Below are 24,321 nucleotides of genomic sequence, written 5' to 3' on the forward strand. Positions count from 1 at the left end.
CAATGTTGACGCATGAGCGCCCTGGCCGGTGCCACCTGTTCGCGATCAACTTTCGCGCTCCTCCAGCCAGGCGAGCACGGCCTCGCCGTCCTGGCCGAGCGCGGGCGGCGCGGTGTGCTCCACCCCGGTCAGCCCGTCGAAGCGCAGCGGCGGCCCCGGCAGCTCGATCGTGCCGAGCACCGGGTGCTCCACCTCGACGACCAGGCCCTGCGAGCGGGTCTGCTCCCACGCGTAGACCTCGTCGAGGGTCCTGATCGCGCCCGCGGGCACGCCCGCCTCGGCCAGCTTCGCCAGCCAGTGGGCGCGGTCGTGGGCGGACAGCGCCTTCTCCATGTCGGTGATCAGCTCGTCTCGGTGGGCGGACCTGTCGCGGTTGGTGGCGTAGCGCGGCTGCTCGGGGTCGAGGCCGAGGAGCGCGGCGACCTTGCGCCACTGGCCGTCGTTGGCGGCGGCGATCTGCAGCATGCCGTCGGCGCAGCGGAAGGCGCCGTAGGGGGCGATGGAGGCGTGGTGGTTGCCGCCCGCCGCGGTGACCTGGCCGCCGACCGTCCAGGCGGTGCCGTGGTAGGCGTGCACGCCGGTGATGGCGGCCAGCAGCGAGGTGCGCACGACCCGGCCCCTGCCGGTGCGGGCGCGCTCGTGCAGCGCGGCGGCCACGCCGTACGCGCCGTACATGCCGGCCAGCAGGTCACCGATGGAGGCGCCGACGCGGTACGGCTCGTCGGGCGAGGGGCCGGTCAGCGACATCAGCCCCGCCTCGCCCTGGGCGATCTGGTCGTAGCCGGGCCTGCCGCCCTCGGGCCCGTCGTGGCCGAAGCCGGTGATCGACAGGATGACCAGGCGCGGGTTGAGCTCGTGCAGGCGCTCGACGGTGAAGCCGAGGCGGTCGAGCACGCCGGTGCGGAAGTTCTCCACCAGGACGTCGCTGTGGCGGACGAGCCGCTCGATGAGCTGCTTGCCCTCGGCGGACTTCAGATCGACGGCGATGGACTGCTTGTTGCGGTTGGCTGCCAGGAAGTAGGTCGAAATATCGTGATCCGGCCCGACGAACGGCGGACCCCAGCCGCGCGACTCGTCGCCCCCGTCCGGATGCTCGACTTTGATCACCCTGGCGCCCAGGTCACCGAGCATCTGCGCGGCGTGCGGCCCGGCCAGGGCCCTGGACAGATCGAGTACGACGATGTCACCGAGGGGTCCGAGCAAGATCCAACCTCCCGCTTGCGAATCGGGGTGAAAGAACATTCTCTCAGTACGGTGCCCCTCGTCACCTACCCTGGGTCCGATGAAAGACCTGCCCTCCACCCCCGCCCCCACCCCCGCCCCCACCGTGCCTTCGATCGCGGCCCGCGTCGCGGGGCTCGCCCCTTCGTGCGGCCCGGTCCGCCTGGTGGCCGTGGACGGGCCCGCGGGGTCGGGCAAGACGACGTTCGCGGGGCGGCTGGGGGCGGAGCTGGCCTGCCAGGTGATCCACAGCGACGACTTCCCCGTGCCGTGGGAGGACGGGCCCGGCGGCTGGTTCCCCGCCCTGGAGTCACAGGTGCTGCGCCCGCTCCAGCGCGGCCTGCCCGGCGGGTTCCGCAGGTACGACTGGGTACGCGGCGCCTACGCCCAGCAGGTGGCCGTGCCGGTCGCGCCCGTCCTGGTCGTCGAGGGCGTCGGGACGGCACGGGCCTCGGTGTCGGGCCTGCTGGCGTACACCGTCTGGGTGGAGGCAGCCGAGCCGGAGCGCCTGCGGCGGGTGCTGGCGCGCGACGGCGCCGAGCTGGAGCCGCGCTGGCGTCAGTGGTTCGCGGCGGAACGGGAGTGGTTCGCGGCGGACCGCACCCGGGAGCGGGCCGACCTCGTGCTCACGACGTGAGGTGCGCGACGTCGTTGAACGCCACCAGCTCGCCCGTGCGCCACACGGACACCGAGGCGTTCAGCACCGGCGTGCACTCCAGCACCGCCGCCAGCTCCGCGTCCGGCCGCCCGTCGAGGACGTGGCGCAGCGCCAGCACCACCGAGTCGTGCGCGACGATCAGCACCCGCCGCCCGGCGGCCCGCCCGTCCAGGTCGCGCAGGAACGCGCGCAGCCGCACCACCACGTCGGCCAGCGACTCCCCGCCGGGCGGGCGGTAGGCGTAGGCGCCCAGCGACTCGCGCCGCTTCAGCTCCTCGGGGTGCCGCTCCCGGATCGCGGCCAGGTTGAACCGCGCGAACGCGCCCGGCTCCTGGTCCCTGAGCCGCTCGTCCACGGTGACGGGCAGCGGCTGCACGCCCCACGCCTCCTGGGCGATCTTCCAGGTGTCGAGGGCGCGCAGGTACGGCGAGCACCACACCAGCTCCGGCGCCTCCCCGCCGGGCAGCGCCGCCAGCAGCCGGCCCAGCGCCGCCGCCTGCGCCCTGCCCAGCTCCGTCACCGTCACCTCGTCGTCGCCGCGCTCGTAGACCAGCGGCGTCTCGCCCGCCTCCCGGTGCGCGAGGTTGGCCTCGCTCTCGCCGTGCCGCACCGCCATGATCCGTTCGGGGCCCATGCGCTGATCGTACGGTGGGGGCATGACTTCTGTCGCAGTACTCGGAACGGGGCTCATGGGGCTGCCCATGGGCCGGAACCTGGCCAGGGCCGGCATGCGGGTGCGGGCGTGGAACCGTACCAGGGACAAGGCCCTGCCCCTGGAGGCGGACGGCGCGGTCGTCGCGCACTCCCCCGTCGAGGCCGTCGAGGGCGCCGACGTGATCCTCACGATGCTGAGCGACGGCGACGCGGTGCGCGAGGCCGTCACCGCCGCCGCTCCCGGCCTCCGCGACGGGCAGGTGTGGGCGCAGATGAGCACGGTCGGCGTGCCCGCCGCGGAACACCTCGCGTCACTGGCGGCCGAACACGGCCTGACGTACGTGGACGCACCCGTCCAGGGCACCAGGCAGCCCGCCGAACAGGGCAAGCTGGTCATCCTCGCCTCGGGCCCGGCTTCGGCGCGCGAGGTGCTGGAGCCGGTCTTCGGGGCGCTCGGCCAGCGGACGCTCTGGCTCGGGGACGCCGGAGCCGGCACGCGGCTCAAGATGGCCACGGTCAGCTACGGCATCTCACTGACGGCCGTCGTGGCCGAGGCCCTGTCGCTGGCCCGTGGGCTGGGGCTCGACCCTGACCTGGTGCGGCAGGTGATCACGGGTGGGCCGATGGACAACGCCTACTTCCAGGCCAAGTCCGCGGCCATCCTGTCGGGCGACTTCACGCCCAGCTTCACGGTGCGCAACGCGGAGAAGGACACCCGGCTGATCCGGGAGGCCGGGGAGGGGGTGGGGGTGCGGCTGGATGTGGTGGCGGCGGCCGGGGAGAGGTTCCGGCGGGCCGTGGCGCAGGGGCATGGGGATGAGGACATGGCGGCTACGTATTTCGCGAGCTTCGACGAGGCGTAGGGGGTGAGCCCGGGCTTCGCGCTTTCGGGGTGACTATTCGTGTGCGGCCGGGTACAGTTACAGCAGGCCGCCCTCCTGCGGGGGGGATGGAAGTGGGCCCGGGTGGACCGCCGGACGACGGGAGCCCGGGCTTCGCGCTTTCAGCGGGTGTCGATGCGCTGCAAGGCGAGACCCGTCTCCACTAGGCTCCAGAACTTGTCATCGCCGCGCTCAGCGAGGCACCTGGCGCCCGCGATGATGTCCGCCAGCCACAGCAGAGGCTCCGACACCGGGTCACACCACGACAGCCGAAGCCTCGGCGGCACCGCATGACGACCCTTCAGCTTGACGACGAGCTCGTGATCGCGTCGATCGAGTCCCGCGTCGCGGCGTTCGAAGAACACGTCCGCCACATGGTGATCACCGAGCTCCCAGAGCAGGCACTCCATGCACTTGCGACGGGCGCGTTCCTGGCGGGCGGGGTCCATGCCCGTGCCCACGACCAAGATCCCGTCCGGCCGCCACTCCGCAACCGCCTCGATGAGCTGCGTTCGGCGCTTGTCGTTCTCATCGTGCCAGTGCAGCCGCAACTGCCGATGCAGCAGCAGCGCTCGCAGATCGGCACGGTAGCGATCAGCCTGGTGCGGCGCCACCAGCACGGCCGCCATCAGATAGACACCGCGCGCGAGCACCATGGACTCATCGACGTAAGCGGCAAACGGGGGGTTCACGAGAGATCATGCTAGCCCCTGTGAACACGAAGCGTGATTAACTACTCACAATTCGTCCACGTCCGCATAACCCCTCCCACCGGAAAGCTTCGCGTACCCCGGCCCCCGATCGAAGAACCGATCCCCCGGCGGCCGCAACCGAGCCCGCAGCTCCGCCGTCCCCTGCTCATCGATCCGATCCCCGTCCAGCACCACCCCGTAATCCCCCAGCGCCCCGGCGATCGACACCTTCCCATCCCGCACGTCGGCCGCCACCGCCCGCGGATCCCGGTCGTACGGCGACCCCCAGCCGCCCCCGCCGGTGGTGCGGATCCTGATCAGGTCGCCCGCCTGCACCGGGTGGTCGTCCACCAGCCCTTCCATCTCCTTGCCCGCGATCTCCACGCGGAAGGGCCGCCCGGCGAGGCCGCCGTTGACGCCCCAGCAGGACAGGATGGAGCGGTCGGCGATCGACATGTACGAGGCGTCGCGCAGCATCCGGATGTGCTTGTCGTAGCCGAGCCCGCCCCTGAACATGCCCGGCCCGCCCGAGTCGCAGGCCAGGGCCAGCCGCTCCACCCGGAACGGCCAGCGGGCCTCGGCGAACTCGACCGGGATGTTGCGCGAGTCGGGCACCACGTGGATGGTGTCCTCGCCGTCGGCGTACCAGCGGCCGCCCGAGCCGCCGCCGAGGACCTCGCGCATGAGGTACGGCTGCCCATCGGCGTCCGTGCCGTACACGCCCGTGTAGCGGATGGTCTCCTGGTCGGCCGGCATGCGGCCACCGGTGGCCTTGGCCAGGACGCCGGCCAGGACGCCGAGGAGACGCAGGATGACGAACGTTCGGGCGTTGGTGGGAGCGGGGAAGACGGGGGTGAGGAGGGTGCCCTTCTCGGGGAAGATCATTTTGATGAGGGGCACCACTCCCTCGTTCACGTCCAGCTCGGCCATGCGTTCCGGGGTGTCGGCCAGGTTGCGCAGCACCGGGGCCAGCCACTTCTTGAGGAACACGCCGTCGGCGTAGTCGCCGGCGTGGTTGATCGGGCCCTTGGCCTGGGGCGAGGTGCCGGTGAAGTCGATGGTCAGGGGCGCGTCGGCGGCGTGGTCCACCGTGAGGGTGATGCGCTGGGCGTGCAGGCGGGGCTCGTCCACGCCGTCGTGCTCGGCATAGTCCTCCCACACGTACGTGCCCTCGGGGATCTTGGCCAGCAGCTCCCTGCGGAACGTCTCGGTCGTCTTGTCGATGATGGCGTCGAAGCACTCCTCGACGGCCTGCTTGCCGTACCGGTCGAACAGCTCGCCGAGCCGCCGGGCGCCCATCAGGCAGGCCGAGCACTCGGCGTCGAGGTCGCCCGCGAGGGAGTCGGGCATGCGGGAGTTGCGGGTCATGATGCGCAGCGCGGCCTCGTTGGGCACGCCCTCGTCCCACAGCTTGATCGGCGGGACCATCAGGCCCTCTTCGTAGACCGAGCGGGCGTGCGAGGGCATGGAGCCCGGCACCGAGCCGCCGATGTCGTCGTGGTGGCCGAACGCCTGCACGAAGGCCACCACCGAGCCCTCGTGGAAGACCGGGACGGTGACGCACAGGTCGGGCAGGTGGCCGATGCCGCCTTCCGACAGGTAGACGTCGTTGTGGAAGTAGACGTCACCCGGCTTCATGGTCTCGATCGGGAAGTCGCGCACGACGGGCTGGACGAGCGCGCTGTAGGAGCGGCCGGTGAGCTTGCGCAGCCGTGCGTCGTGGATGCCCGCGCGGAAGTCGTGCGCGTCCCGGATCATCGGCGAGCGGGCCGTGCGGGCGATGGCGGTCTCCACCTCCTTCTCCACGGAGGCGAGCGTCCCTTCGACGATCTCCACCAGGATGGGATCAGTCACGGCTTATCTCCACATTTCCGTATTCGTCGATCTTGGCGGTGAAGCCGGGGTGGACGGGGATCGTCGAGCCGTACTCCTCGATCACCGCCGGCCCCTGCACGGTCGCGCCGGGGCCGAGGGCGGCGCGCTGGTGGACCGGGGTGTCGCGGGTCTCGTCGAAGTGCACCGGGCGCACCGAGGTGGCGCCCTCGCCGGCCTTGTCCAGGCGGCGGATGACCGGGCGGTTGATGGGGCCGATGCCCGAGACGCGCAGGTTCACCCACTCCACGCCGTGGCGGGGGTCGTCGCGGTAGGCGTAGCCGTACAGCTTCTCGTGGGCGTCGTGGAAGCGGGAGATCACCTCGGCGTGCCAGTCCTCGTCGATCTCGCCGGCGGGCGCCGGCACCCGCACCTCGTAGGCTTGGCCGTAGTAGCGCAGGTCGGCGCTGCGCTGGTAGACCGGGTCGTCGAAGCCCTCGCGGTCGAGTGCCTCGCCCGCCTGATGCTCCAGGTCGTGGAAGATCTCGACGGCCTTGCCGAGCGAGAGGTCGCGGGTGACGTACGTGCGCACGTAGTCGTTCTTGACGTCCACCGTGAGCAGCCCGAACGCCGAGACGTTGCCCGGGTCGCGCGGCACGATCACGGACGGCAGGCCGAGGATGTCGATCAGCCGGCACGCCAGCAGCGGCCCGGACCCGCCGAACGTCACCAGCGGGAAGTCGCGCACGTCCAGCCCGCGCTTGACGGTGAGCTGCCTGATCGCGTTGCTCTGGTTGAACGCGCTGATCTCCAGGATGCCGGTCGCCGTGCGCTCGGGGGTCAGGCCGAGCTTGTCGGCCAGGGCCTTGATGCCGATGCGGGCGGCGTCCACGTCGAGCGGGATCTCCCCGCCGAGCAGGTGCGGCGGGATCCGGCCGAGGAACACGTGCGCGTCCGTCACCGTCACCTCGGTGCCGCCCTTGCCGTAGCAGAGCGGGCCGGGGTCGGCGCCGGCGGAGCGGGGGCCCACCTTGAGCGTGCCCTCGGGCGAGATCCACGCCACCGAGCCGCCGCCCGCGCCGACCGTGATGATGTCGATCATCGGGATCTTGCACGGGTAGCGGCCGACGGAGCCCTCGGTGGTGATGGAGGGCTCGCCGTCGATCACCACGGCCACGTCGGTCGAGGTGCCGCCGCCGTCCAGGGTGATCACGGACCGGTGGCCGGCGGTGGAGGCGATCAGGGCGGCGCCCAGCGCGCCCGCCGCCGGGCCCGACAGGACGGTGGTGATGGGCTGGTTGACGACCTCGCGGGCGGACAGCACGCCGCCGTTGGACTTCATCACCGAGAACGGCATGCCGAGCCGGTTCGACAGGGTCGCGATGTAGCTGCGCATGGCCGGCTTGACGGCGGCGTCCACGAGGGTGGTGACCGCGCGCTCGTACTCGCGGTACTCGCGCAGCACGTCGCTGGACAGCGAGATCACCGCCTGGGGGTGCTCGCGCCAGAGGATCTCGCGCATGCGGCGCTCGTGCTCGGGGTTGGCGTAGGAGTGCAGGAAGCAGACCCCGATCGCGGTGATGCCCTTGGCCCGGAACCAGCGGGCCACCTCCACGGCCTGCTCGTCGGAGAACGGCCGCACCTCGTCGCCGAGGTGGTCGAGCCGCCCGCCGACGGTCCTGACCAGGTGCACGGGCACGATCCTGGGCGGTTTGACCCAGAAGTAGGAGTTGCCGTAGCCATCGGGCACGCTCTGCCTGGCGATCTCCAGGACGAACTCGAACCCCTCGGTCGTGATGAGGCCCAGGCTCTCGATCCGGTCCTCCAGCAGCCGGTTCGTGGCCACCGTGGTGCCGTGCACGATGGCGGCGACGTCGAGCCGCCCGAGCTTCTCGATGCCGGCGAGGAACCCGTCGGCCGGGTTCGCCGGGGTCGAGGGGGTCTTGGTCGTGAGGATCTCACCGGTCTGCTCGTCCACCGCCACGATGTCGGTGAAGGTTCCTCCGGTGTCCACTCCGATACGCACGCTACGCATGGCTCCTCAGCTCCGGCGACGGCCGAGCACTTCGTCGATGACTCGGGGCGCGTTCGTGGGGCCCACGTACGCCGCCAGGCGCACCACCATCTCCTGCGTCCTGGCGAGCTCGGCCTCGACCCTGGCCTTGCCCGACTGGCCGGCCTGGACTCCGAAGTAAGCCCCGATAATGGTACCGATCACCCCCGCCACCCCGGCGAACAGCGCGGCGAACTCCCCCGAGGCGAACACGGCGGCGCCGAACGCGATGAGCAGCGCCACGATGCCCGCGACCACGACGAGGAAGCCGTAACGCCAGCGGGTGGCGTCCGCCTGGGCCGCCGTGAGCTCGTCCTGCCTCATCAGCGCGTCCAGCGGCGATGACTCGGACGATGGTTTGTCGGTGACCACAGATTCCTCCTGAACAACTACAGGGGAGAAATGTCCCACGAGGTCATGGAACAAGCCAAGCCACTAAGCTGGCGGCCCGTGACCGAACTGTCTGCCCTGTCTGCCGTGCCGTCCGGCGGCCGTGATGCCGTACTGAAGTTCTACTTCGGCCCCATGGACTGCGGGAAGTCCACCCTGGCGCTGCAGATGAACTACAACCACGGAAGGCAGGGCAGGCGGGGCCTGGTGCTGACCAAGCACGACCGCTCGGGCGGGCCGAAGGTCACCAGCCGGATCGGGCTCGGGCTGGAGGCGATCGAGGTGGAGGACTCCCTCGACCTCGTCCGCCTGGTGACGGGGCACGACCGTGTCGACTACCTGATCTGCGACGAGGCCTGCTTCTACACCGTCGAGCAGATCGAGCAGCTCGCCGACCTGGTCGACTCGCACGGCGTGGACGTCTACGCGTTCGGGCTGGCCTCGGACTTCAGGTCGGTGATGTTCCCGGCGGCGCAGCGGCTGTTCGAGCTGGCCGACGAGGTGTGCCGGCTGCAGGTCGAGGTGCTGTGCTGGTGCGGGCGGCCGGGGCAGCTCAACGCCAGGGTCGTGGGCGGCGCGATGGCGCGTACGGGCGAGCAGGTCGTGATCGGCGACACCGGCGACGCGCCCGTGCGCTACCAGGTGCTCTGCCGCCGCCACCACCGGGCCGGCCAGCTCGGCGAGGGCACCGCCGCACAGAGCGCCGACGGCGGCTCAGCCGCCTGAGCCACAGGCGCTCAGACGACGGGGGCTGTGGCTCAGCCGCCTGAGCGGGGCGGCACCAGGCGCTCCAGGGCGGCTCTGAGCACCTGGGCGTCGCCGCCGGGCAGCGGCGCCAGGAACTCGGCCTCGGCCGCCGCCACGACCCGCTCGGCCTCGGCCAGCACCTCACGGCCGCGCTCGGTCGGCTCCACGATGTTCTTGCGCCGGTCGGCGGGGTGCGGCCGGCGCCCGACGAGCCCCTTGCGCTCCAGCCCGTCGACCATGGCGACCATGGTCGTCCGGTCGATCCCCATCCGCTGGGCCGCCTCCAGCTGCGACAAGGGCTCCGAGCCGCCCAGCACCGACAGCACGCCGAACTCGCGCCCGTCGATGCCGCACGGCTCCAGCGCCGGCCCCATCAGGTCCGACAGGCGCTGGTTGGCGTGCTTGAACAGGTAGGCGAGGCTGCGTGTCGACACCTTGGGATTCTCCCATCCCGCAGGGTCAGACCGCGCAGTACCCGTCGTCGCACCCGTCGGCCGGAGCCGCGAGCGTGGTGATCGGCGTCTGCCCGGTACGCTCGGCCACCTCGTCGATGGCGGCGGCGAAGGCGTCCTCGGGCTGCGCGCCGGAAACGGCGTACTTGCCCTCGAACAGGAACAGCGGCACCCCGGAGATCCCCAGCGAGCGCGCCCTGGCGAGCTGCTCGCGCACCTCCTCGGCGCCCTCGCCGGAGTCGCGCACGCCCACCTCGGCGGCGAGCGCGTCCAGCACGCCGGGGTCGGCCACGTTGAGCCCCTCGGTGAAGTACGCGCGGAACAGCCGCTCGGCCATCTCCTTGCCCAGGCCCTGCCGGGTGGCGACCTCGATCAGGCGGTGCGCCTCGAACGTGGCCGCGTTCACGGCCTGGTCGTAGTTCAGCTCCAGCCCCTCGGCGGTGGCCACGCCGACGACCCGCTCGACCATCTGCCGGGCGTCCGGGCCGAACTTGCGCTCCAGCGCCGGGATCACCGGCTCGCCGTCGGACGACGCGTCCGGGTTGAGCTGGTACGGCCGCATCGTCACCTCGATCGTGCCGCCCTTGGCCCGGAACCGCTCGGCGGCCCTGGCGAACCGGACATGCCCGATATAACACCAGGGGCACACGACATCCGAAAAAATCTCGACCTTCATATCGGGGCACAACCCGATCGCGCCCCGCCGGATTCCTGCTCCTACCCGGCCGCCAGCTCCTCCAGCCGGTACGGCAGGTACGCCGAGTCGTCCACCAGCGCCGACGCCCCCCGCCACCAGCCGAACCACTCGCCGCTGCGCCACATCCAGTCGACCCGCTCGATGGCGGCCACCACGTCGCCCACCGTCGCCCAGCCCGCGCCGAGCTGCTCGTCGGAGGCGCCGTGCCGCTTCGCCCACGAGCGCAGGATGCGGGCCGCCTCGGAGGGCACCTCGCGGGCGTACGGGTCGGGGTGCTCCCTCGGCAGCCGGTGCGGCCCGAGCCCGGCCGCGACGCCCCAGCTCCACTGCGCCTCGGCGGGCCGCGAGTAGCGCAGCGACTGGAAGTCGAGGTTGGAGCCCAGCTCCTCGTCGGCCCGCCGGGCGACGACCGCGTCGAGCCGGCCGCCGGCGTCGAAGTGCACGACGAGACGCTGCCCGGGCTTGACGCCCGGCGGCAGCTCGAAGCGGTCCTCAGCCTGCCAGGAGTTGAGGTCCACCTGCGCGACGGGCGCGCCCCACATCTGGTCGGCGGCGTCGTCGGAGACCCAGGCGGCCAGCATCTCCAGTGCGGTCAGGTCGGTCCACGGCTCGATGGCGACCGCCGTGCGCACCACCTCGTCGGGCGCGGGCAGCTTGCCGCCCCTGGGCTCGGTCCACCAGCCCTCGCCCAGCTCGCGGGTGCCGACGAGGAGCGCGGCGATGGCGGCCAGCTCGGCCGAGCGCCTGGTGAGCTGGGCACCGAGGGCCAGCTCCAGCGTGCGGTCCGTACGCTCGTCGCCGAGCACCGGACGCACGTCGCCGATCAGCATCTCGGCTGTCGGCCGCTCCTCGCCCAGGAGGTTGCGTACGACTCGCCTGGCCTCGGTCCGTGCGTCTTCAGCATGTGCCTGCCGCATATTGCCACGCTACGCCGGGAGATCCTTTTCCGCGAGGGTCCTGGAGGCCACCACCTTCATGCGCCTCAGCGGCGCCACCCGCGTCCCAGCAGCCAGCCCAGGGTGACGCCGCCGAGCGCGACGCCCGCCCCCATGCCGAACGCCGCCAGCATCACCCACGGGCGGGTCTCGGTGTGCTCCCTGGGCGGCCGCTCGAACACAGCGGCCGGCTCCACGGCCGGCTCCACGGCCGGCTCCACGGTGCTGGCGGGCACCTGAGCCGGCACGGCGGCGGGCGCCGTCAGGTGCTGCTCCACGGCCGAGAAGAACTCGCCCGCCGTCCGCTTGGCCACCGCGCCGAGCATGCGCTGCCCCACCCCGCCGATCATCCCACCGACGACGGCCTCGGCCTCGTAGTCCACCCGCGTCCCGCCGTCGTGCTCACTCAGCCGGACCAGGACGGTGGCGTCCACGGTCCCCGGCGCGCCCTGCCCGCGCGCCTTGAGCGTGAAGCTCTCGGGCTCCAGCGGGTCGGACAGCGCCACCTCGCCCTGGTAGACACCCTTGATCGAGCCCACGCCCGCGTTGATCGTCATGCGGTACGTGTCAGGCCCCGTCTCCTCCAGCCGCTCGCATCCCGGCAGGGTGCGCACCAGCACCTCCGGGTCCCTGAGCGCCGCCCACACCCGCTGCCTGTCCACGCCGATCTCGGCGCTGCCCGCCAGTTTCATGCCGCCACTCTAGGCAGCGCCGGCCGCGTGGATAAGGGCAACACCTCACAGAGACTGGCAAGATGGTGCTCCATGTTCAGGGGACACCGGATGATCGGCGTGACGTGCGTGCTGGCGCTGGCCGCCTGCGCCCCGGCCGGGACCGCCTCCTCCAGCCCCTCCCCCGGCCCCACCGCCACCGCGCCGGCCCCCGTACGCACGACCCCCGCGCCAGGTCCTCCGGGCGCCAAGCCGCGCACGGGCGAGGTGCGCCCGATCCCCCGCACCGGCGGCCTGCCCCCGGTGATCAGCTCGATCCCCACCAGGCGCAAGGTCGTCTTCCTGACCATCGACGACGGCTGGGAGCAGGACCCCGGGTTCGTCAGGCAGGTCCGCGACCAGCGCATCCCGATCACCGCCTTCGCCATGCGCGACGCGGTCGAGGCCAGGGGCACCCCGGACGAGTCGGGCGGCCCCGCCCGCTTCGTCGGCGCCGGTAAATGGGGATATTTCCGGCAGCTTCGCGACGCGGGCGTGGCGGTCGAGAACCACACCCTCACCCACCCCAACCTGCGCCTGCTCGGCCACCCCGCCCAGCGCCGCGAGCTGTGCGGCGCGTCGAAGCTGATCGAGAAGGAGATCGGCACCCGGCCCGCCCTGTTCAGGCCGCCGTTCGGGAACTACAACACCGACACGCTCAGGGCCGCCAGGAGCTGCGGCCTGTCGGCCGTGCTGCTGTGGACCGCCACCGTCCAGCCGGGCGGCAAGATCGCCTACCAGGTGCCCGACAAGAAGCTGCGCCCGGGCGACATCCTGCTCCTGCACTTCCGCCCCAACCTGGCCAGGGACTTCCGCGTCCTGGTGAACAAGATCAAGCGCCGCGGCTACGAGCTGGGCGACCTTCAGGCGTACCTGGAGGCGGCGCTTCCGCGCTGACTCCGCCGGGCGGCGTACGCGACGATCAGCCGGGCGGGTGACGCGCCGGCGGGCTTCCGCGCGCGATCCTCGATAGCGCAACCAGCACAGACGATGTGACCAAGCTCGCATCGCGATGCTCTACAGCTTGTAGTACTACTTTGAGTAGATGTACTACAGCGTGTAGAGTTCAGGGAGACGACGGGGAAGATGGACGCACTTGACCTTGCGCGGTGGCAGTTCGGGGTGACCACCGTGTACCACTTTCTGTTCGTACCGCTGACCATCGGCCTGGGCATCTTCGTCGCCGGCCTGCAGACGGCCTGGCACCGCACAGGCAACGAGCAGTACCTGAAGCTCACGAAGTTCTTCGGCAAGCTGTTTCTGATCAACTTCGCCATGGGCGTGGTCACCGGCATCGTGCAGGAGTTCCAGTTCGGGATGAACTGGAGCGAGTACTCCACGTTCGTCGGCGACGTCTTCGGGGCGCCGCTGGCCATGGAGGCGCTGCTGGCCTTCTTCATGGAGTCCACGTTCCTGGGATTGTGGATCTTCGGCTGGGACCGCCTGCCGAAGAGGGTGCACCTGGCGACCATCTGGGCGGCGGCCATCGGCTCGAACCTGTCGGCCTACTTCATCCTGGCGGCCAACGCCTGGATGAAGCACCCCGTCGGCTACGAGGTCGTGGACGGCAAGGCCAGGATGACCGACCTGTGGGCCGTGCTGACCAACTCCACCGCGCTGGCCCAGGTCCCGCACGTGATCGCGGGCGCGTTCGTGGTGGCGGGCGGCTTCGTCCTGGCGGTGTGCGGCTACTGGCTGCTGCGGACGCGCGCGGACATGTGGCGCCGCGCCGCCCGCGCGGCGCTGCTCATGACGGCCGTCGCGGGCGCGGTCGTCGCGGGCACCGGCGACCACTCGGCCAAGCTCATGTACGAGCAGCAGCCCATGAAGCTGGCCGCCGCCGAGGGCCTGGAGCGGACCACCGAGGGGGCCGGGTTCACCGTCGTGCCCGGCATCGAGATCCCCAAGCTGCTGAGCTTCCTGTCCACCAACGACCTCGAAGCCCCCGTCCAGGGCACCGAGGACCTGCAGCAGCGCTTCGAGCAGCAGTTCGGCCCCGGCGACTACCGCCCCGACGGCACCGTCGTCTTCTGGTCGTTCCGCGTCATGATCGTCTTCGGCCTGGCCACGGTCGGCCTGTCGGTGCTCGGCCTGTGGCTGACCCGCCGCAGGCGGCCCTTCCCCGCGTGGCTGTCGCGGGCGATGCTGCTCGCGCTGCCGCTCCCGCTGGTCGCGGTGATCGCCGGCTGGCTGCTCAGCGAGATCGGCCGCCAGCCCTGGACGGTCGCGGGCGAGCTGCTCACCGCCTCCAGCGTGTCGCCCGGGGTCTCGCCGGCCGAGGTGGCCACGTCCCTGACGATCTTCACGCTCCTGTACGGCGCGCTCGCCGTGGCCGAGGTCGTCCTGCTGGCCAGGCACGTCCGCAAGGGCGCCGAGGAGCAGGCCCCGGTCCGGGCGGCCGAGGCGCCGCGCGAGCCGTCCCTGATGTACTGAGGAGCTTCCAGCAATGATCGAGTTGTGGTTCGCCATCATCGCCTTCCTCTGGACCGGCTACTTCGTCCTCGAAGGGTTCGACTTCGGCGTCGGCATGCTGGCGCCCCTGGTGAGCAGGAACGCCGCCGAGCAGCGCGCCAGCCTCCAGACCATCGGCCCGGTGTGGGACGGCAACGAGGTCTGGCTGATCACCGCCGTCGGCGCCATGTTCGCCGCCTTCCCCGCCTGGTACGCGGGCGTCTTCAGCTCCTTCTACCTGCCCGTGACGCTGATCCTGGTGGGGCTCATCGTGCGCGGCGTCGGCCTGGAGTGGCGCGGCAAGGTGGACAACCCGCTCTGGTGCGACCTGGGCATCGTGGTGGGCAGCGCGCTGCCCGCGTTCCTGTGGGGCTCGGTCTTCGCCGACCTGCTCTTCAACGACCCGCTCGCGGCCCTGGTGGGCGGCGCGTTCACGCTGGCGGTGTGCGTGCTGCACGGCGCGGTGTTCCTGGCGCTGAAGACCACCGGCCCGGTACGCCGCCGCGCCCGCGTCGCCGCCCTGGTCGCCGGTGGCGTCACCATCCCGGTGGCCGTGGCCGCCCTGTCGAGCCTGGGCACCGTCCCGGCCCTCGTCTCCATGGCGGCCCTGGCCGCGGCCACGGCCCTGATCTGGCGGCGCAGGGAGGGCTGGGCGTTCGCGGCCACGGCGGGCGCGATCGTGCTGGCGACGCTGGCGGTGTTCATGGAGCTGCGGGTGCGGCCGCTGCCGGGGCTGACGCTGGTGGAGGCGGCCTCGGCGGCGTACACGCTGAGCATGCTGACCTGGATCGGGCTGATCGCGCTGCCGTTCGTGCTGGTGTACCAGGGGTGGACGTACTGGGTGTTCAGGAAGCGCGTGCTGGTGGCCGGTTCGTGACCCGGCCGAGGTCCAGCACCACACGGAGCTCCGGCATGAGCGCCCGCGCGAACTCCACCTGCTTCTGCTGCCCGCCCGACAGCAGCCCCGTCATGCTCCCCCACCGCTCGTGGTCGTGCCCGAGCCGTTCGGCCCGATCAGGCCGTTGATCCTCCTTTCCCGCAGCTCGACGGTGGCGCCGTCCACGGCCGTACCGGAACGGCCGCCCGCTGGACGGCTCGTAGCTGCTGCGCGAACCGTCAGCCGACGACCTGCATCTGCTTCGTCCGATGGTCGGTGAGATGCAGGTCGCCGCCGAGCCGCTCCTTGAGCAGGTCCAGCACCTTCCTGCTGGACAGCACGGTCCAGAGCGGTCCCACCAGGTGCGGGTTGTACTCGGGGGCGGCGTCCATCCAGGCGTCCTTGCCCGCCTGGCTCCTGAACGTCGTGACGAAGAACTCGCCGTCCGGGGTCTTGCAGTAGCCCGTACGGAGTTCGGCGGCGTTCACCTGCATGCGTGGCGAGCAGCCCACCTTCGCGGAGAGCTGCTCGACCGTGAGGGGGGCGGCGCCGGCCTGCGCCCCGCCCGCTGCGGCGTAGCCGCCGGCGCTCCCTGAGGAGCACCCGGCGGCCAGCGCGGCCAGCAGCGCGAGGGCGGCCAGGCGTGGAATCGTCGTCATGTGCGGAGGTACGCAGGTCCCGCGCCGGGAGTTCAGAGACCGACTAGTTCGGTTGGGGTGTCATGGAGACCCGGTGGTCGGTCAGGTGCAGGTCGCCGTTGAGCGGCCCGCGCAGCGCCTCCAGCACCTTCAGCGGGCCGAGCACGGTCCACTTGGGGCCCACCAGGTGGGGGTTGTACTCGGGCGCCCGGTCCATCCACTCGTCCTTGAGCTTCTCGGTGGCGAAGGTGTTGACGAAGAACTCGCCGTCCTGCGTCTTGCAGTACGCCGTCCGCACCTCGTCGGCGTCCACCTGCATCTTCGGCTCGCAGCCGACCTTCTTGGAGATCTGCTCGATCGTCATGGGAGCGGCGGCGGGCTGGGACTTGCCTGCTGCGACGTAGTCGCTCCAGCCGCCTCCTGAGGAGCAGCCGGCGACCAGTCCGGCCAGCAGCGCAATAGTGGCCAGACGTGGAAATGTCGTCATGTGCGAGGGTACGCACGGCCGCGCGGCCCGGTTCAGGGTTCAGCGCAACACGACGCAGCCCCGCGCCTCCAGGCGGCGCAGCACCTCCGGCTCGCCGTCGAGCTTGTTCCAGCGCAGGTCCAGCTTGTCGAGGTCGGGCAGGTCGGCGGGCAGCTCCCGCAGCCGGTTGTTGCGCAGGTCGAGCTGCTTGAGCCCGGCGGGCAGCCGCTCCGGCAGCGTGCGCAGCAGGTTGTTGCGCAGGTCGAGCTGCCGCAGCCCGGCGGGCAGGTCGCCCGGCAGCTCCCGCAGCCGGTTGCCCTGCAGGTGCAGCTCGCGCAGCCGCGACAGGCGGCCGATCGTGGCGGGCAGCCGCTCCAGGCGGTTGTTGTAGAGCCGCAGCTCGGCCAGCGCGGCCATGGAGCCGATCGTGTCCGGCAGGCTCTCCAGCCGGTTGTCGGTGAGGTTCAGGTAGGCCAGCCGGTCCAGCCGGCCGATCGACTCCGGCACCTCGGTGAAGGCGTTGTCGCTCAGGTACAGGTAGTCCGTGAGGGGCAGGTCGCCGAGCTCGGGCGGGATCGCGGTGAGCCGGTTGTGGCCGAGGTCGAGCATGCGCAGCCGGGTCAGGCCGCCGATCGCGGCGGGGATCTCGGTCAGGGCGTTCTCGGCCAGGTTGAGCGATTCGAGCCCGGTCAGCTTCCACAGCGAGGCCGGCACGCCGCTCAGCCCGTTTCCGCCGGCGGCCAGGTGGCGCAGGGCCGGGGGCAGCGGGTCGGGAAGGGTGGCGACGCGGTTGCCGTACAGGAAGAGCGTCTCCAGGTCTGGCGGGAGGGCGGGCAGGGCGGTCAGCTCGTTGCCGTCGAGGTGCAGCGCGCGCAGCGTGGCCAGGCCGGACAGGTCGGGCAGCGCGCGCAGGCGGTTGCCGTCGAGCCGCAGCTCCGTCAGCGCGGCGAGCCCGGCCACCCGCTCCGGCACCTCGGTGATCGCGTTCCACGCCAGGTCCACGACCCGGGCGTCGGGGGGCACGGCGGGGAAGGCGGTCAGACCGGAGTCGGGGGCACGCATGCCGCCGATCATCCCACGCACCCGTCCCCGCGCGTGCCGCCGATCACCTCGTCCGCAGGTCGAACAGCTCGGACGGCGAGATGGGCATGCGGTTGATCTCGATGCCCTCGGCGTCCTCGACCGCCGAGGCGATGACGGCGGAGACGGGGATGACGCCGGCCTCGCCCGCCCCCTTGATGCCCAGCGGGTTCAGCGGTGACGGCGTCTCCAGGTGAGCGGTCTCGACGTGCGGGATCTCGGTGGCGTACGGCATCAGGAAGTCCATGAAGGAGGCGTTGACCAGCTGCCCGTGCTGGTCGTAGACCATCCGCTCGTACAGCGCCCCGCCGATGCCCTGGGCCACCCCGCCGTGGATCTGCCCCTCCACGATCATGGGGTTGATCAGCCGCCCGCAGTCGTGCACGACGGCGTAACGCAGGACCTTGATCTCGGCGGTGTCGGGGTCGGTCTCGACGATCGCGGCGTGCATCCCCGCCGCGAACGTGGACCTGATCGGCGAGTAGTAGTCGCGCCCCTCCAGCCCCGGCTCCTCCCCCTCGGCCACCGGCGGGCGATCGGGGGCGGCCGTTCCGGCGAACTGGGTGGCCCTGGCGGTCTCCTCGTCGAAGGCGTAACGCAGCGGGTTGGCCAGCACCGCCACCGTGGACAGCGGGATGGCGGCGGACGGCGCCCCCGCCACGTGCACGATGCCCTCGGCGATGTCGAGGTCGTCCGGGTTGGCCTCCAGCGCGTCGGCGGCGATGCGCAGCGCCTTCTCGCGCACCTTCCTGCACGCCAGCGCGATGGCGTTGCCGCTGACGACGGCCGCCCTGGAGGCGAAGGTGCCGACGGCGTAGCCGAAGCGGCGGGTGTCGCCGGTGACCACGCTGACCCGCTCGATGGGCACGCCCAGCTCGGTCGCGGCGATCTGGGCGAAGGCCGTCTCGTGGCCCTGCCCCTGCGAGGTGAGGCCGGTGGAGACGTGCACCCGGCCGTCGGAGGTGATCTGCACGTGCCCGCCCTCGTACGGCCCCACGCCCGTGCCCTCGACGTAACACCCGATCCCGATCCCGAGGCCGGGCCGGGGCTCGAAGGTGTCCCAGCCGATCAGCTCCTTGACCATCCGCAACATCTCGGGGTAGTCGCCGCTGTCGTAGATCAGCGGGCGCCCGTCCTGGAAGGTCATCCCCTGGTCGTACGGGAACTCCTCCGGCCCGATGAGGTTGGCCGCCCTGACCTCGGTGCGATCCTTGCCCAGGTACCGGGCGATCTTGTCCATCGTGCGTTCCATGCAGAACACGCCCTGCGGCCTCCCGGCCCCGCGATAGGGCGTGACCTGCACGGTGTTGGTGTAGACGGCGGTGAACTCGACCCGGTAGGAGCCGAGCTTGTACGGCCCCGGCAACTGCGTGGAGGTGACGATCGGCACGATGATCCCGTACGGGGTGTAGGCGCCGTGGTCGTGCAGGATCGTCACGTCCAGCCCCAGCACGCGCCCGTCGTCGTCGAACCCGGCCCGCACGTACTGCACCTGCCCCCGCTCGTGCGCGGAGGAGATGAAGTGCTCCCTGCGGTCCTCGGTCCACTTGATCTCCCGCCCGAGCGTCATCGCCGCCCACGGCACCAGCACCTCCTCGGGCCACGGGTGCACGATCTTCACCCCGAAGCCGCCGCCCACGTCGGGGGCGATCACCTCGACGTGCGGCAGCGGCAGGCCGAGGGCGGCGGCCACGGCCATGCGCACGCTGGTGGAGGTCTGGGTGCTGGAGTAGACGCGCAGGTCGCGGCCGTCCCAGCGGGCGTACACGCCGCGGCCCTCCAGCGGCATGCTGGCGCTGCGCTCGATGTCGAGCCGGAAGGCGATCGTGTGCGGGGCGGCCTCGATGGCCTGCCTGGCCCCGCGCCCGTCGGCCGTGGCGACCTCCTGGACGAGGTGCGCGCCGACGTTGCCCGGCACGTCCTCGTGCACGAGCTGCGCCCCCTGGACGGCCTCCTCGATGCCGACGACCGGCTTGAGCGGCTCGTAGTCGACCTCGATGAGGGCGCAGGCGTCCTCGGCGGCGTACCGGTCGGTGGCCACCACCATCACCACCGGCTCGCCGACGTGCCTGACGACGTCCCTGGCCAGCGGGTGGGCGGTGCGGCCGTGCGTGAGCGCGGGGTGCGGGATGAGCAGCGGCAGCGCGCTGCCGACCCGCTCGGGCAGGTCCTCCCAGGTGTAGACGGCGACGAGCCCCTCGACGTCGAGCGCGGCGCTCACGTCCACGTCGCGGACGCGGGCGTGGGCGTGCGGCGAGCGCACGAACGCGGCCGCCAGCGCCTCGGGGCCCAGGTCGTCGAGGTAGCGGCCCTGCCCGGTGAGCAGCCTCGGGTCCTCGCGCCGCTGCACGGCCTCGCCGAAGAGCCTGGTCGTCATGATTCCTCCGCCAGCAGCTCGGCGGCCCGGTGGACGGCCTTGACGATGTTCTGGTAGCCGGTGCAGCGGCACAGGTTGCCCGAGATGCCCTCGACCACCTCGTCGTCGGTGGGCGCCGGGTTCTCCCGCAGCAGGGCCGTCACCGTGCACAGGAAGCCCGGCGTGCAGAACCCGCACTGCAGCCCGTGACACTCGGCGAACGCGCGCTGCACGGCCGACAGCTCGCCGCCCGGTCCCGCCAGCCCCTCCACCGTGGTGATCTCGGCGCCGTCCACGGTCACGGCGAACGTCAGGCACGACCGTACGGGCCGCCCGTCGAGCAGCACCGTGCAGCAGCCGCACACGCCGTGCTCGCAGCCCACGTGCGTGCCGGTCAGGCCGAGGTCGTGGCGCAGGCAGTCGGACAGCAGCCGCCGCGCGGGGACGCGGGCCCGCCTGGCCGTGCCGTTCACGACGAGGGTGATCTCATGCTCCACGGGCCGCCGCCCCTTCCCGCGCCGCGTCGCGCAGCGCCCGCTCGGCCAGCACGCCCACCAGGTGCCTGCGGTAGGCGGCGGAGGCGTGGATGTCGCCCTCCGGATCGGTCACGTCGCGCACGGCGGCCGCCGCCTCCCGCCAGTCACGGCACCCACCCCGATCGGCCCCGCCCCGATCGGCCCCGCCCCGATGGTCGGCCGCGCCCCTGTCCAGATCGACCACGACGGGTCGCGCGCCGACCCCGATGCAGGCGACCCTGGCGCTGTCGGGGGTGACCACGGCGCACACGCCCGCCAGCGCGTAGTCGCCGTGCCTGCGCGCGACCTCCTCGAACGCGACCCCGACCCCCTCCCCCAATGCCGGGAAAAATGCCGACACGGCCAGCTCGCCCGGTCCGACCGCCGACTCCATGGGCCCGACGAAGAACTCCTCCGCCGGCACCTCCCGCACCGTGACCCGGCCGTCCCAGCGGGCCACCCGCACGCTCCCGCCCAGCACCGCCAGCACGGCGGGCAGCTCGGCCGCCGGGTCGGCGTGCACGAGGCTGCCCACCACCGTGCCCCGGTTGCGGATCACCGGGTGGGCCACCAGCCTGAGCGCCCGGGTCAGCAGCGGGTGCACCCCGGCCCGCTCCACGTCCGCGTGCCTGGCCAGCGCCCCCACCGTCACCCCCGCCCGGCCGGCCTCGATCCCGTCGAGCCCGGCGACCCGGTTGATGTCCACGAGGTGCTCCGGCGCGGCCAGCCGCATGTTGAGCATCGGGATGAGGCTCTGCCCGCCCGCCAGCACCTTCCCGCGGACCTCCGCGAGCGTGCGCAGCGCCCCCGGCAGGTCGCGGGGTGCGTGGTAGGTGAACGGCGGCGGCTTCACCCGGCCTCGCTCCTGACGGGCTCGGGGTCGCGGCCCGCGATGGCGCGCAGCAGGTGGTAGCCGCCCAGCACCACGATCGTGCCGAGCGCGATGCCCTCCAGGGTGAAATCGCCGCCGATGGCGTGCTTCACAGGTCCGATGGCCAGGATCATGCCCGCCCCGATCGGAACCATGTTCACGGGGTCGGCGAAGTTCACCCGGTTCTCGATCCAGATCTTCGCGCCGAGCAGGCCGATCATGCCGTACAGGATCACGGTCACGCCGCCGAGCACGCCGCCCGGCGTGGCCGCGACCAGCGCGCCGAACTTCGGGCAGAGCCCGAACGCGATCGCGATGAGGCCGGCGATGTAGTAGGCGGCGGTGGAGTAGACCTTGGTGGCCGCCATGACGCCGATGTTCTCGGCGTAGGTCGTGGTGGGCGAGCCGCCGACGGCGCTGGTGACCATGGTGCCGACGCCGTCGGCCACCACGGCGCGCCCCACGTACGGGTCCACGTCCGTCCCGGTCATCTCCCCGACGGCCTTGACGTGCCCGATGTTCTCCGCGATCAGCGCGATCACGGCGGGCAGCACCAGCAGCACGGCCGAGGTCCTGAAGTCGGGCGCGTGGAAGCTCGGCAGCCCGAACCACGGCGCGTCGGCCACCGACTGGAAGCTCACCCGGTCGTGCGGGAAGGCGGTCGCCACGCAGTACGTGCCCTCGGCCGGGCAGGGGTTGCCTGCCGCGTCACGCAGGTTCGCACCGGGCAGCACGGACGTGACCGGCCCGGCGACCCTGTCGAGCACCCACGACAGCACGAACCCGGCCACCAGCCCGACCAGCACCCCGATCCGCCCGATGAACCCCTTGAACGCCACGATCACCACGAACGTGATCAGCATCGTGACGAGCGCCACCCAGTGGTCCTGCGGCCAGTAGACGTCCGCCACCACGAACGCCAGCCCGAACCCGATCAGCATCACCACCGCGCCGGTCACCACGGGCGGGAAGACCCGGTGGATGACCTGGACGCCGAGGAAGTGGATGGCCAGCCCGGCCAGCGCCAGCACGAACCCGGCGACCAGGATGGCGCCGGTGACGATCGCGTCGGCGCCGCCGGTGTCGCCGCCCGCCGCCGCCCTGATGGCGAACACGCCGCCGACGAAGGACGCGCTGGTGCCCAGGTAGCTGGGCACCTTCCCCTTCACGATCAGCAGGAACAGGATCGTCGCGACGCCCGACATCATCACGGCCACGTTCGGGTCCAGCCCCATGACCAGCGGGAAGACGAACGTCGCGCCGAACATCGCGATCACGTGCTGCGCCCCGAACCCGATCATCCGGGGCCAGCTCAGTCTCTCGTCGGGCCTGACCACCTCGCCGGGAGCCAGGTGCTTGCCGTCACCGTGTCTGGTCCATCCCATAACCATGCGAGCCCCTTGTGCACTGGGCGCCGGACGTACCGTTGCGGGCACATTAGGCCCGGTGGCACGCTCCTACACGGGCATGATCTGCCAAATCTGACCCGCCGACCAGAGAGAACCTCGCGCACACGGCGGCGACCGCCGTGTGAGGGGGCTACCGGCGCACGGCGCGCAGCAGGTGGTAGCCGAGGAGCAGCACGATCGTGCCGAGCGCGATGCCGCTGAGCGCGAACGTGCCGGTGATCGGGAAGGCGACGGGGCCGATGGCGCAGATGATCCCGGCGCCGGTCGGCACGAGGTTGCGCGGGTCGGCCAGGTCGACCTTGTTCTCGATCCAGATCTTGGCGCCGAGCAGGCCGATCATCCCGTACAGGATGGTCGTCACGCCGCCGAGCACCCCGCCGGGGGTGGCCGCGATGAGCGCGCCGAACTTCGGGCAGAGCCCGAACAGGATCGCGATGACCGCCGCGATGTAGTAGGCGGCGGTCGAGTAGACCCGGGTGGCCGCCATGACGCCGATGTTCTCCGCGTACGTGGTCGTCGCGGAGCCGCCCACGGAGGTGGCCACGACGGTGCCGATGCCGTCGGCCATGACGGCCCGGCCCATGTAGGCGTCCACGTCGGTGCCGGTCATCTCGCCCACGGCCTTGACGTGCCCGACGTTCTCCGCGATCAGCGCGATCACCACGGGCAGCACCAGCACGATGGCCGACACCTCGAACACCGGCCCGTGCAGCGACGGCAGCCCGATCCAGTCGGCCTGCGCCACCGCGTCGAGGTTCACCCGGAAGTGCTCGGTCACCTCGCCGCTGTCGTCGGGCGCCGTGATCGGGCCGCCGACGAGGTCCCACACGTAGGACAGCAGGAAGCCGAACACGAGCCCGAGCAGCACCCCGATCCGGCCGAGGAAGCCCTTGAACACCCCGATGAAGACGAACGTGGCCGCCATCGTCAGCAGCGCCACCCACGGGTCCTTGGGCCAGTAGACGTCCGCCGCCACGTACGCCATCCCGAACCCGATGAGCATCACCACCCCGCCGGTCACGATCGGCGGGAAGACCCGGTGGATGACCCCGACGCCGAGCTTGTGGATGGCGAACCCGCACGCGGCCAGCACGACCCCGACGGCCAGCAGCGCCCCGGTGACGGTCGCGTCACCGCCCCCGGCCGCCCTGATCGCGACCACGGCCCCGACGAAGGAGGCGCTCGACCCGACGTAGCTGGGGATCCTCCCCTTCACGATCAGCAGGAACAGGATCGTCGCGACCCCGGACATCATCACGGCGAGGTTCGCGTCCAGCCCCATGACCAGCGGGAAGACGAAGGTCGCGCCGAACATCGCGATGACGTGCTGCGCTCCGATCCCCACCATCCTGGGCCAGCTCAGCCGCTCCTCCGGCTTGACCACCTCGCCCGGCGTCAGGCGCTTCCCATCGCCGTGCACCTTCCACCCCAGCGCCACGAACACACCTCGATCTCCCGCCTGAACTGCGGGTATGTCTCCTGTCTGATGCTGGAGAGCACAATAGAGGGTGCCCCGGGATGCACGCGCACCGGCTAGGCGACGTGGATCTCGAACCCGTCGCCGCTGACCACCTGCCCGGCCCTGATCTTGGCGCGCTTGCGCAGCTCCACCTCGCCGTCCACCTGCACCATGCCCTCGTCGATGAGCTGCTTGGCCATCCCGCCCGTCTCGGTGATGCCGCAGTACTTCAGCAGGTCGCACAGCGGGATGTAGTCGTCGCGCAGTTCGAAGTCCAGAGATTCCACAAGGCAGCAG

Annotated in this window: 26 protein-coding genes; 6 read left to right on the forward strand and 20 right to left on the reverse strand. The window is 71.7% G+C overall.

Going from position 1 to position 24,321, the window contains the following annotated elements:
• Positions 1 to 45: 45 nt before the first annotated feature.
• Positions 46 to 1,203, reverse strand: a complete 1,158-nt coding sequence (locus LCN96_RS40675; RefSeq protein ID WP_225267736.1) for a CaiB/BaiF CoA transferase family protein — start codon at positions 1,201 to 1,203, stop codon at positions 46 to 48.
• A gap of 79 nt (positions 1,204 to 1,282) precedes the next feature.
• Between LCN96_RS40675 and LCN96_RS40680 the strand changes: the two genes are divergently transcribed.
• A complete protein-coding gene (locus tag LCN96_RS40680) occupies positions 1,283 to 1,858 on the forward strand; it encodes a uridine kinase family protein (RefSeq protein WP_225267737.1) in 576 nt (191 codons plus the stop codon).
• Here the strand turns inward: LCN96_RS40680 and LCN96_RS40685 are convergent.
• Positions 1,848 to 2,513 carry a histidine phosphatase family protein gene (locus tag LCN96_RS40685; RefSeq protein WP_225267738.1) on the reverse strand — a complete coding sequence of 222 codons (666 nt, stop codon included), beginning with the start codon at positions 2,511 to 2,513 and terminating at the stop codon, positions 1,848 to 1,850. The genes LCN96_RS40680 and LCN96_RS40685 overlap by 11 nt on opposite strands.
• A 22-nt stretch (positions 2,514 to 2,535) precedes the next feature.
• Here LCN96_RS40685 and LCN96_RS40690 point away from each other — a divergent pair, with 22 nt between their 5' ends.
• Positions 2,536 to 3,396: an NAD(P)-dependent oxidoreductase gene (locus LCN96_RS40690; RefSeq protein ID WP_225267739.1), complete on the forward strand. Its 861-nt coding sequence runs from the start codon at positions 2,536 to 2,538 to the stop codon at positions 3,394 to 3,396.
• A 140-nt stretch (positions 3,397 to 3,536) separates the two neighbouring features.
• Here the strand turns inward: LCN96_RS40690 and LCN96_RS40695 are convergent, their stop codons facing one another.
• Genes LCN96_RS40695 through LCN96_RS40710 form a run of 4 tightly spaced genes read right to left on the reverse strand, consistent with a single transcriptional unit; the run spans position 3,537 to position 8,295 of the window.
• A complete protein-coding gene (locus LCN96_RS40695) occupies positions 3,537 to 4,106 on the reverse strand; it encodes a hypothetical protein (protein WP_225267740.1) in 570 nt (189 codons plus the stop codon).
• Between the two features lie 45 nt (positions 4,107 to 4,151).
• Positions 4,152 to 5,960: a hydantoinase B/oxoprolinase family protein gene (locus tag LCN96_RS40700; protein WP_225267741.1), complete on the reverse strand. Its 1,809-nt coding sequence runs from the start codon at positions 5,958 to 5,960 to the stop codon at positions 4,152 to 4,154.
• A complete protein-coding gene (locus LCN96_RS40705; protein WP_225267742.1) occupies positions 5,953 to 7,953 on the reverse strand; it encodes a hydantoinase/oxoprolinase family protein in 2,001 nt (666 codons plus the stop codon). The genes LCN96_RS40700 and LCN96_RS40705 overlap by 8 nt, the downstream gene beginning before the upstream one ends.
• A gap of 6 nt (positions 7,954 to 7,959) precedes the next feature.
• Positions 7,960 to 8,295: a hypothetical protein gene (locus LCN96_RS40710; protein WP_225267743.1), complete on the reverse strand. Its 336-nt coding sequence runs from the start codon at positions 8,293 to 8,295 to the stop codon at positions 7,960 to 7,962.
• A gap of 126 nt (positions 8,296 to 8,421) precedes the next feature.
• Here LCN96_RS40710 and LCN96_RS40715 point away from each other — a divergent pair, with 126 nt between their 5' ends.
• Positions 8,422 to 9,087 carry a thymidine kinase gene (locus LCN96_RS40715; RefSeq protein ID WP_225267744.1) on the forward strand — a complete coding sequence of 222 codons (666 nt, stop codon included), beginning with the start codon at positions 8,422 to 8,424 and terminating at the stop codon, positions 9,085 to 9,087.
• Positions 9,088 to 9,119: 32 nt separating this feature from the next.
• Here LCN96_RS40715 and LCN96_RS40720 read toward each other — a convergent pair whose 3' ends face one another.
• The 4 genes from LCN96_RS40720 to LCN96_RS40735 all read right to left on the reverse strand — a co-directional run bounded on the left by LCN96_RS40720 (position 9,120) and on the right by LCN96_RS40735 (position 11,884).
• Positions 9,120 to 9,542: a MarR family winged helix-turn-helix transcriptional regulator gene (locus LCN96_RS40720; RefSeq protein ID WP_225267745.1), complete on the reverse strand. Its 423-nt coding sequence runs from the start codon at positions 9,540 to 9,542 to the stop codon at positions 9,120 to 9,122.
• A 25-nt stretch (positions 9,543 to 9,567) separates the two neighbouring features.
• A complete protein-coding gene (locus LCN96_RS40725; RefSeq protein WP_225267746.1) occupies positions 9,568 to 10,236 on the reverse strand; it encodes a DsbA family oxidoreductase in 669 nt (222 codons plus the stop codon).
• 41 nt (positions 10,237 to 10,277) lie between these two features.
• Positions 10,278 to 11,174, reverse strand: coding sequence for a hypothetical protein (locus LCN96_RS40730; RefSeq protein ID WP_225267747.1), 897 nt, complete (start codon positions 11,172 to 11,174; stop codon positions 10,278 to 10,280).
• Positions 11,175 to 11,239: 65 nt separating this feature from the next.
• Complete coding sequence (locus LCN96_RS40735; protein ID WP_225267748.1) at positions 11,240 to 11,884, reverse strand: SRPBCC family protein; 645 nt, start codon at positions 11,882 to 11,884, stop codon at positions 11,240 to 11,242.
• Positions 11,885 to 11,956: 72 nt separating this feature from the next.
• Here LCN96_RS40735 and LCN96_RS40740 point away from each other — a divergent pair, with 72 nt between their 5' ends.
• The 3 genes from LCN96_RS40740 to cydB all read left to right on the forward strand — a co-directional run bounded on the left by LCN96_RS40740 (position 11,957) and on the right by cydB (position 15,230).
• Positions 11,957 to 12,799: a polysaccharide deacetylase family protein gene (locus LCN96_RS40740; RefSeq protein ID WP_225267749.1), complete on the forward strand. Its 843-nt coding sequence runs from the start codon at positions 11,957 to 11,959 to the stop codon at positions 12,797 to 12,799.
• A 189-nt stretch (positions 12,800 to 12,988) separates the two neighbouring features.
• Complete coding sequence (locus LCN96_RS40745; RefSeq protein WP_225267750.1) at positions 12,989 to 14,335, forward strand: cytochrome ubiquinol oxidase subunit I; 1,347 nt, start codon at positions 12,989 to 12,991, stop codon at positions 14,333 to 14,335.
• A 13-nt stretch (positions 14,336 to 14,348) separates the two neighbouring features.
• Positions 14,349 to 15,230 (forward strand): cytochrome d ubiquinol oxidase subunit II, encoded by an 882-nt coding sequence (cydB, locus tag LCN96_RS40750; RefSeq protein ID WP_225267751.1) that lies wholly within the window; start codon positions 14,349 to 14,351, stop codon positions 15,228 to 15,230.
• Here the strand turns inward: cydB and LCN96_RS56925 are convergent.
• From LCN96_RS56925 to LCN96_RS40795, 10 genes are all read right to left on the reverse strand, one after another.
• Positions 15,199 to 15,324 carry a hypothetical protein gene (locus LCN96_RS56925; protein ID WP_263657383.1) on the reverse strand — a complete coding sequence of 42 codons (126 nt, stop codon included), beginning with the start codon at positions 15,322 to 15,324 and terminating at the stop codon, positions 15,199 to 15,201. The genes cydB and LCN96_RS56925 overlap by 32 nt on opposite strands.
• Before the next feature lie 145 nt (positions 15,325 to 15,469).
• A complete protein-coding gene (locus LCN96_RS40755) occupies positions 15,470 to 15,889 on the reverse strand; it encodes a hypothetical protein (RefSeq protein WP_225267752.1) in 420 nt (139 codons plus the stop codon).
• 43 nt (positions 15,890 to 15,932) lie between these two features.
• The gene (locus LCN96_RS40760) at positions 15,933 to 16,355 is read right to left on the reverse strand and encodes a hypothetical protein (RefSeq protein WP_225267753.1); all 423 of its coding nucleotides are present in this window, start codon (positions 16,353 to 16,355) and stop codon (positions 15,933 to 15,935) included.
• A 39-nt stretch (positions 16,356 to 16,394) separates the two neighbouring features.
• Entirely contained in the window at positions 16,395 to 17,396 is a 1,002-nt protein-coding gene (locus LCN96_RS40765; RefSeq protein WP_225267754.1) for a leucine-rich repeat domain-containing protein, read from the reverse strand.
• Between the two features lie 43 nt (positions 17,397 to 17,439).
• Complete coding sequence (gene cutA / locus LCN96_RS40770) at positions 17,440 to 19,791, reverse strand: aerobic carbon-monoxide dehydrogenase large subunit (RefSeq protein WP_225267755.1); 2,352 nt, start codon at positions 19,789 to 19,791, stop codon at positions 17,440 to 17,442.
• Positions 19,788 to 20,267 (reverse strand): (2Fe-2S)-binding protein, encoded by a 480-nt coding sequence (locus LCN96_RS40775; RefSeq protein ID WP_225267756.1) that lies wholly within the window; start codon positions 20,265 to 20,267, stop codon positions 19,788 to 19,790. Before LCN96_RS40775 ends, cutA begins: the two co-directional genes overlap by 4 nt.
• Positions 20,257 to 21,138: an FAD binding domain-containing protein gene (locus LCN96_RS56930; RefSeq protein WP_263657384.1), complete on the reverse strand. Its 882-nt coding sequence runs from the start codon at positions 21,136 to 21,138 to the stop codon at positions 20,257 to 20,259. Before LCN96_RS56930 ends, LCN96_RS40775 begins: the two co-directional genes overlap by 11 nt.
• Complete coding sequence (locus LCN96_RS40785) at positions 21,135 to 22,547, reverse strand: uracil-xanthine permease family protein (protein ID WP_225267757.1); 1,413 nt, start codon at positions 22,545 to 22,547, stop codon at positions 21,135 to 21,137. Before LCN96_RS40785 ends, LCN96_RS56930 begins: the two co-directional genes overlap by 4 nt.
• Before the next feature lie 148 nt (positions 22,548 to 22,695).
• Positions 22,696 to 24,003: a uracil-xanthine permease family protein gene (locus LCN96_RS40790; protein ID WP_225267758.1), complete on the reverse strand. Its 1,308-nt coding sequence runs from the start codon at positions 24,001 to 24,003 to the stop codon at positions 22,696 to 22,698.
• A gap of 95 nt (positions 24,004 to 24,098) precedes the next feature.
• The gene (locus tag LCN96_RS40795) at positions 24,099 to 24,311 is read right to left on the reverse strand and encodes an RNA-binding S4 domain-containing protein (RefSeq protein ID WP_225267759.1); all 213 of its coding nucleotides are present in this window, start codon (positions 24,309 to 24,311) and stop codon (positions 24,099 to 24,101) included.
• Between the last annotated feature and the right edge of the window lie 10 nt (positions 24,312 to 24,321).

The organism is Nonomuraea gerenzanensis, from assembly GCF_020215645.1.
GTDB lineage: Bacteria > Actinomycetota > Actinomycetes > Streptosporangiales > Streptosporangiaceae > Nonomuraea > Nonomuraea gerenzanensis.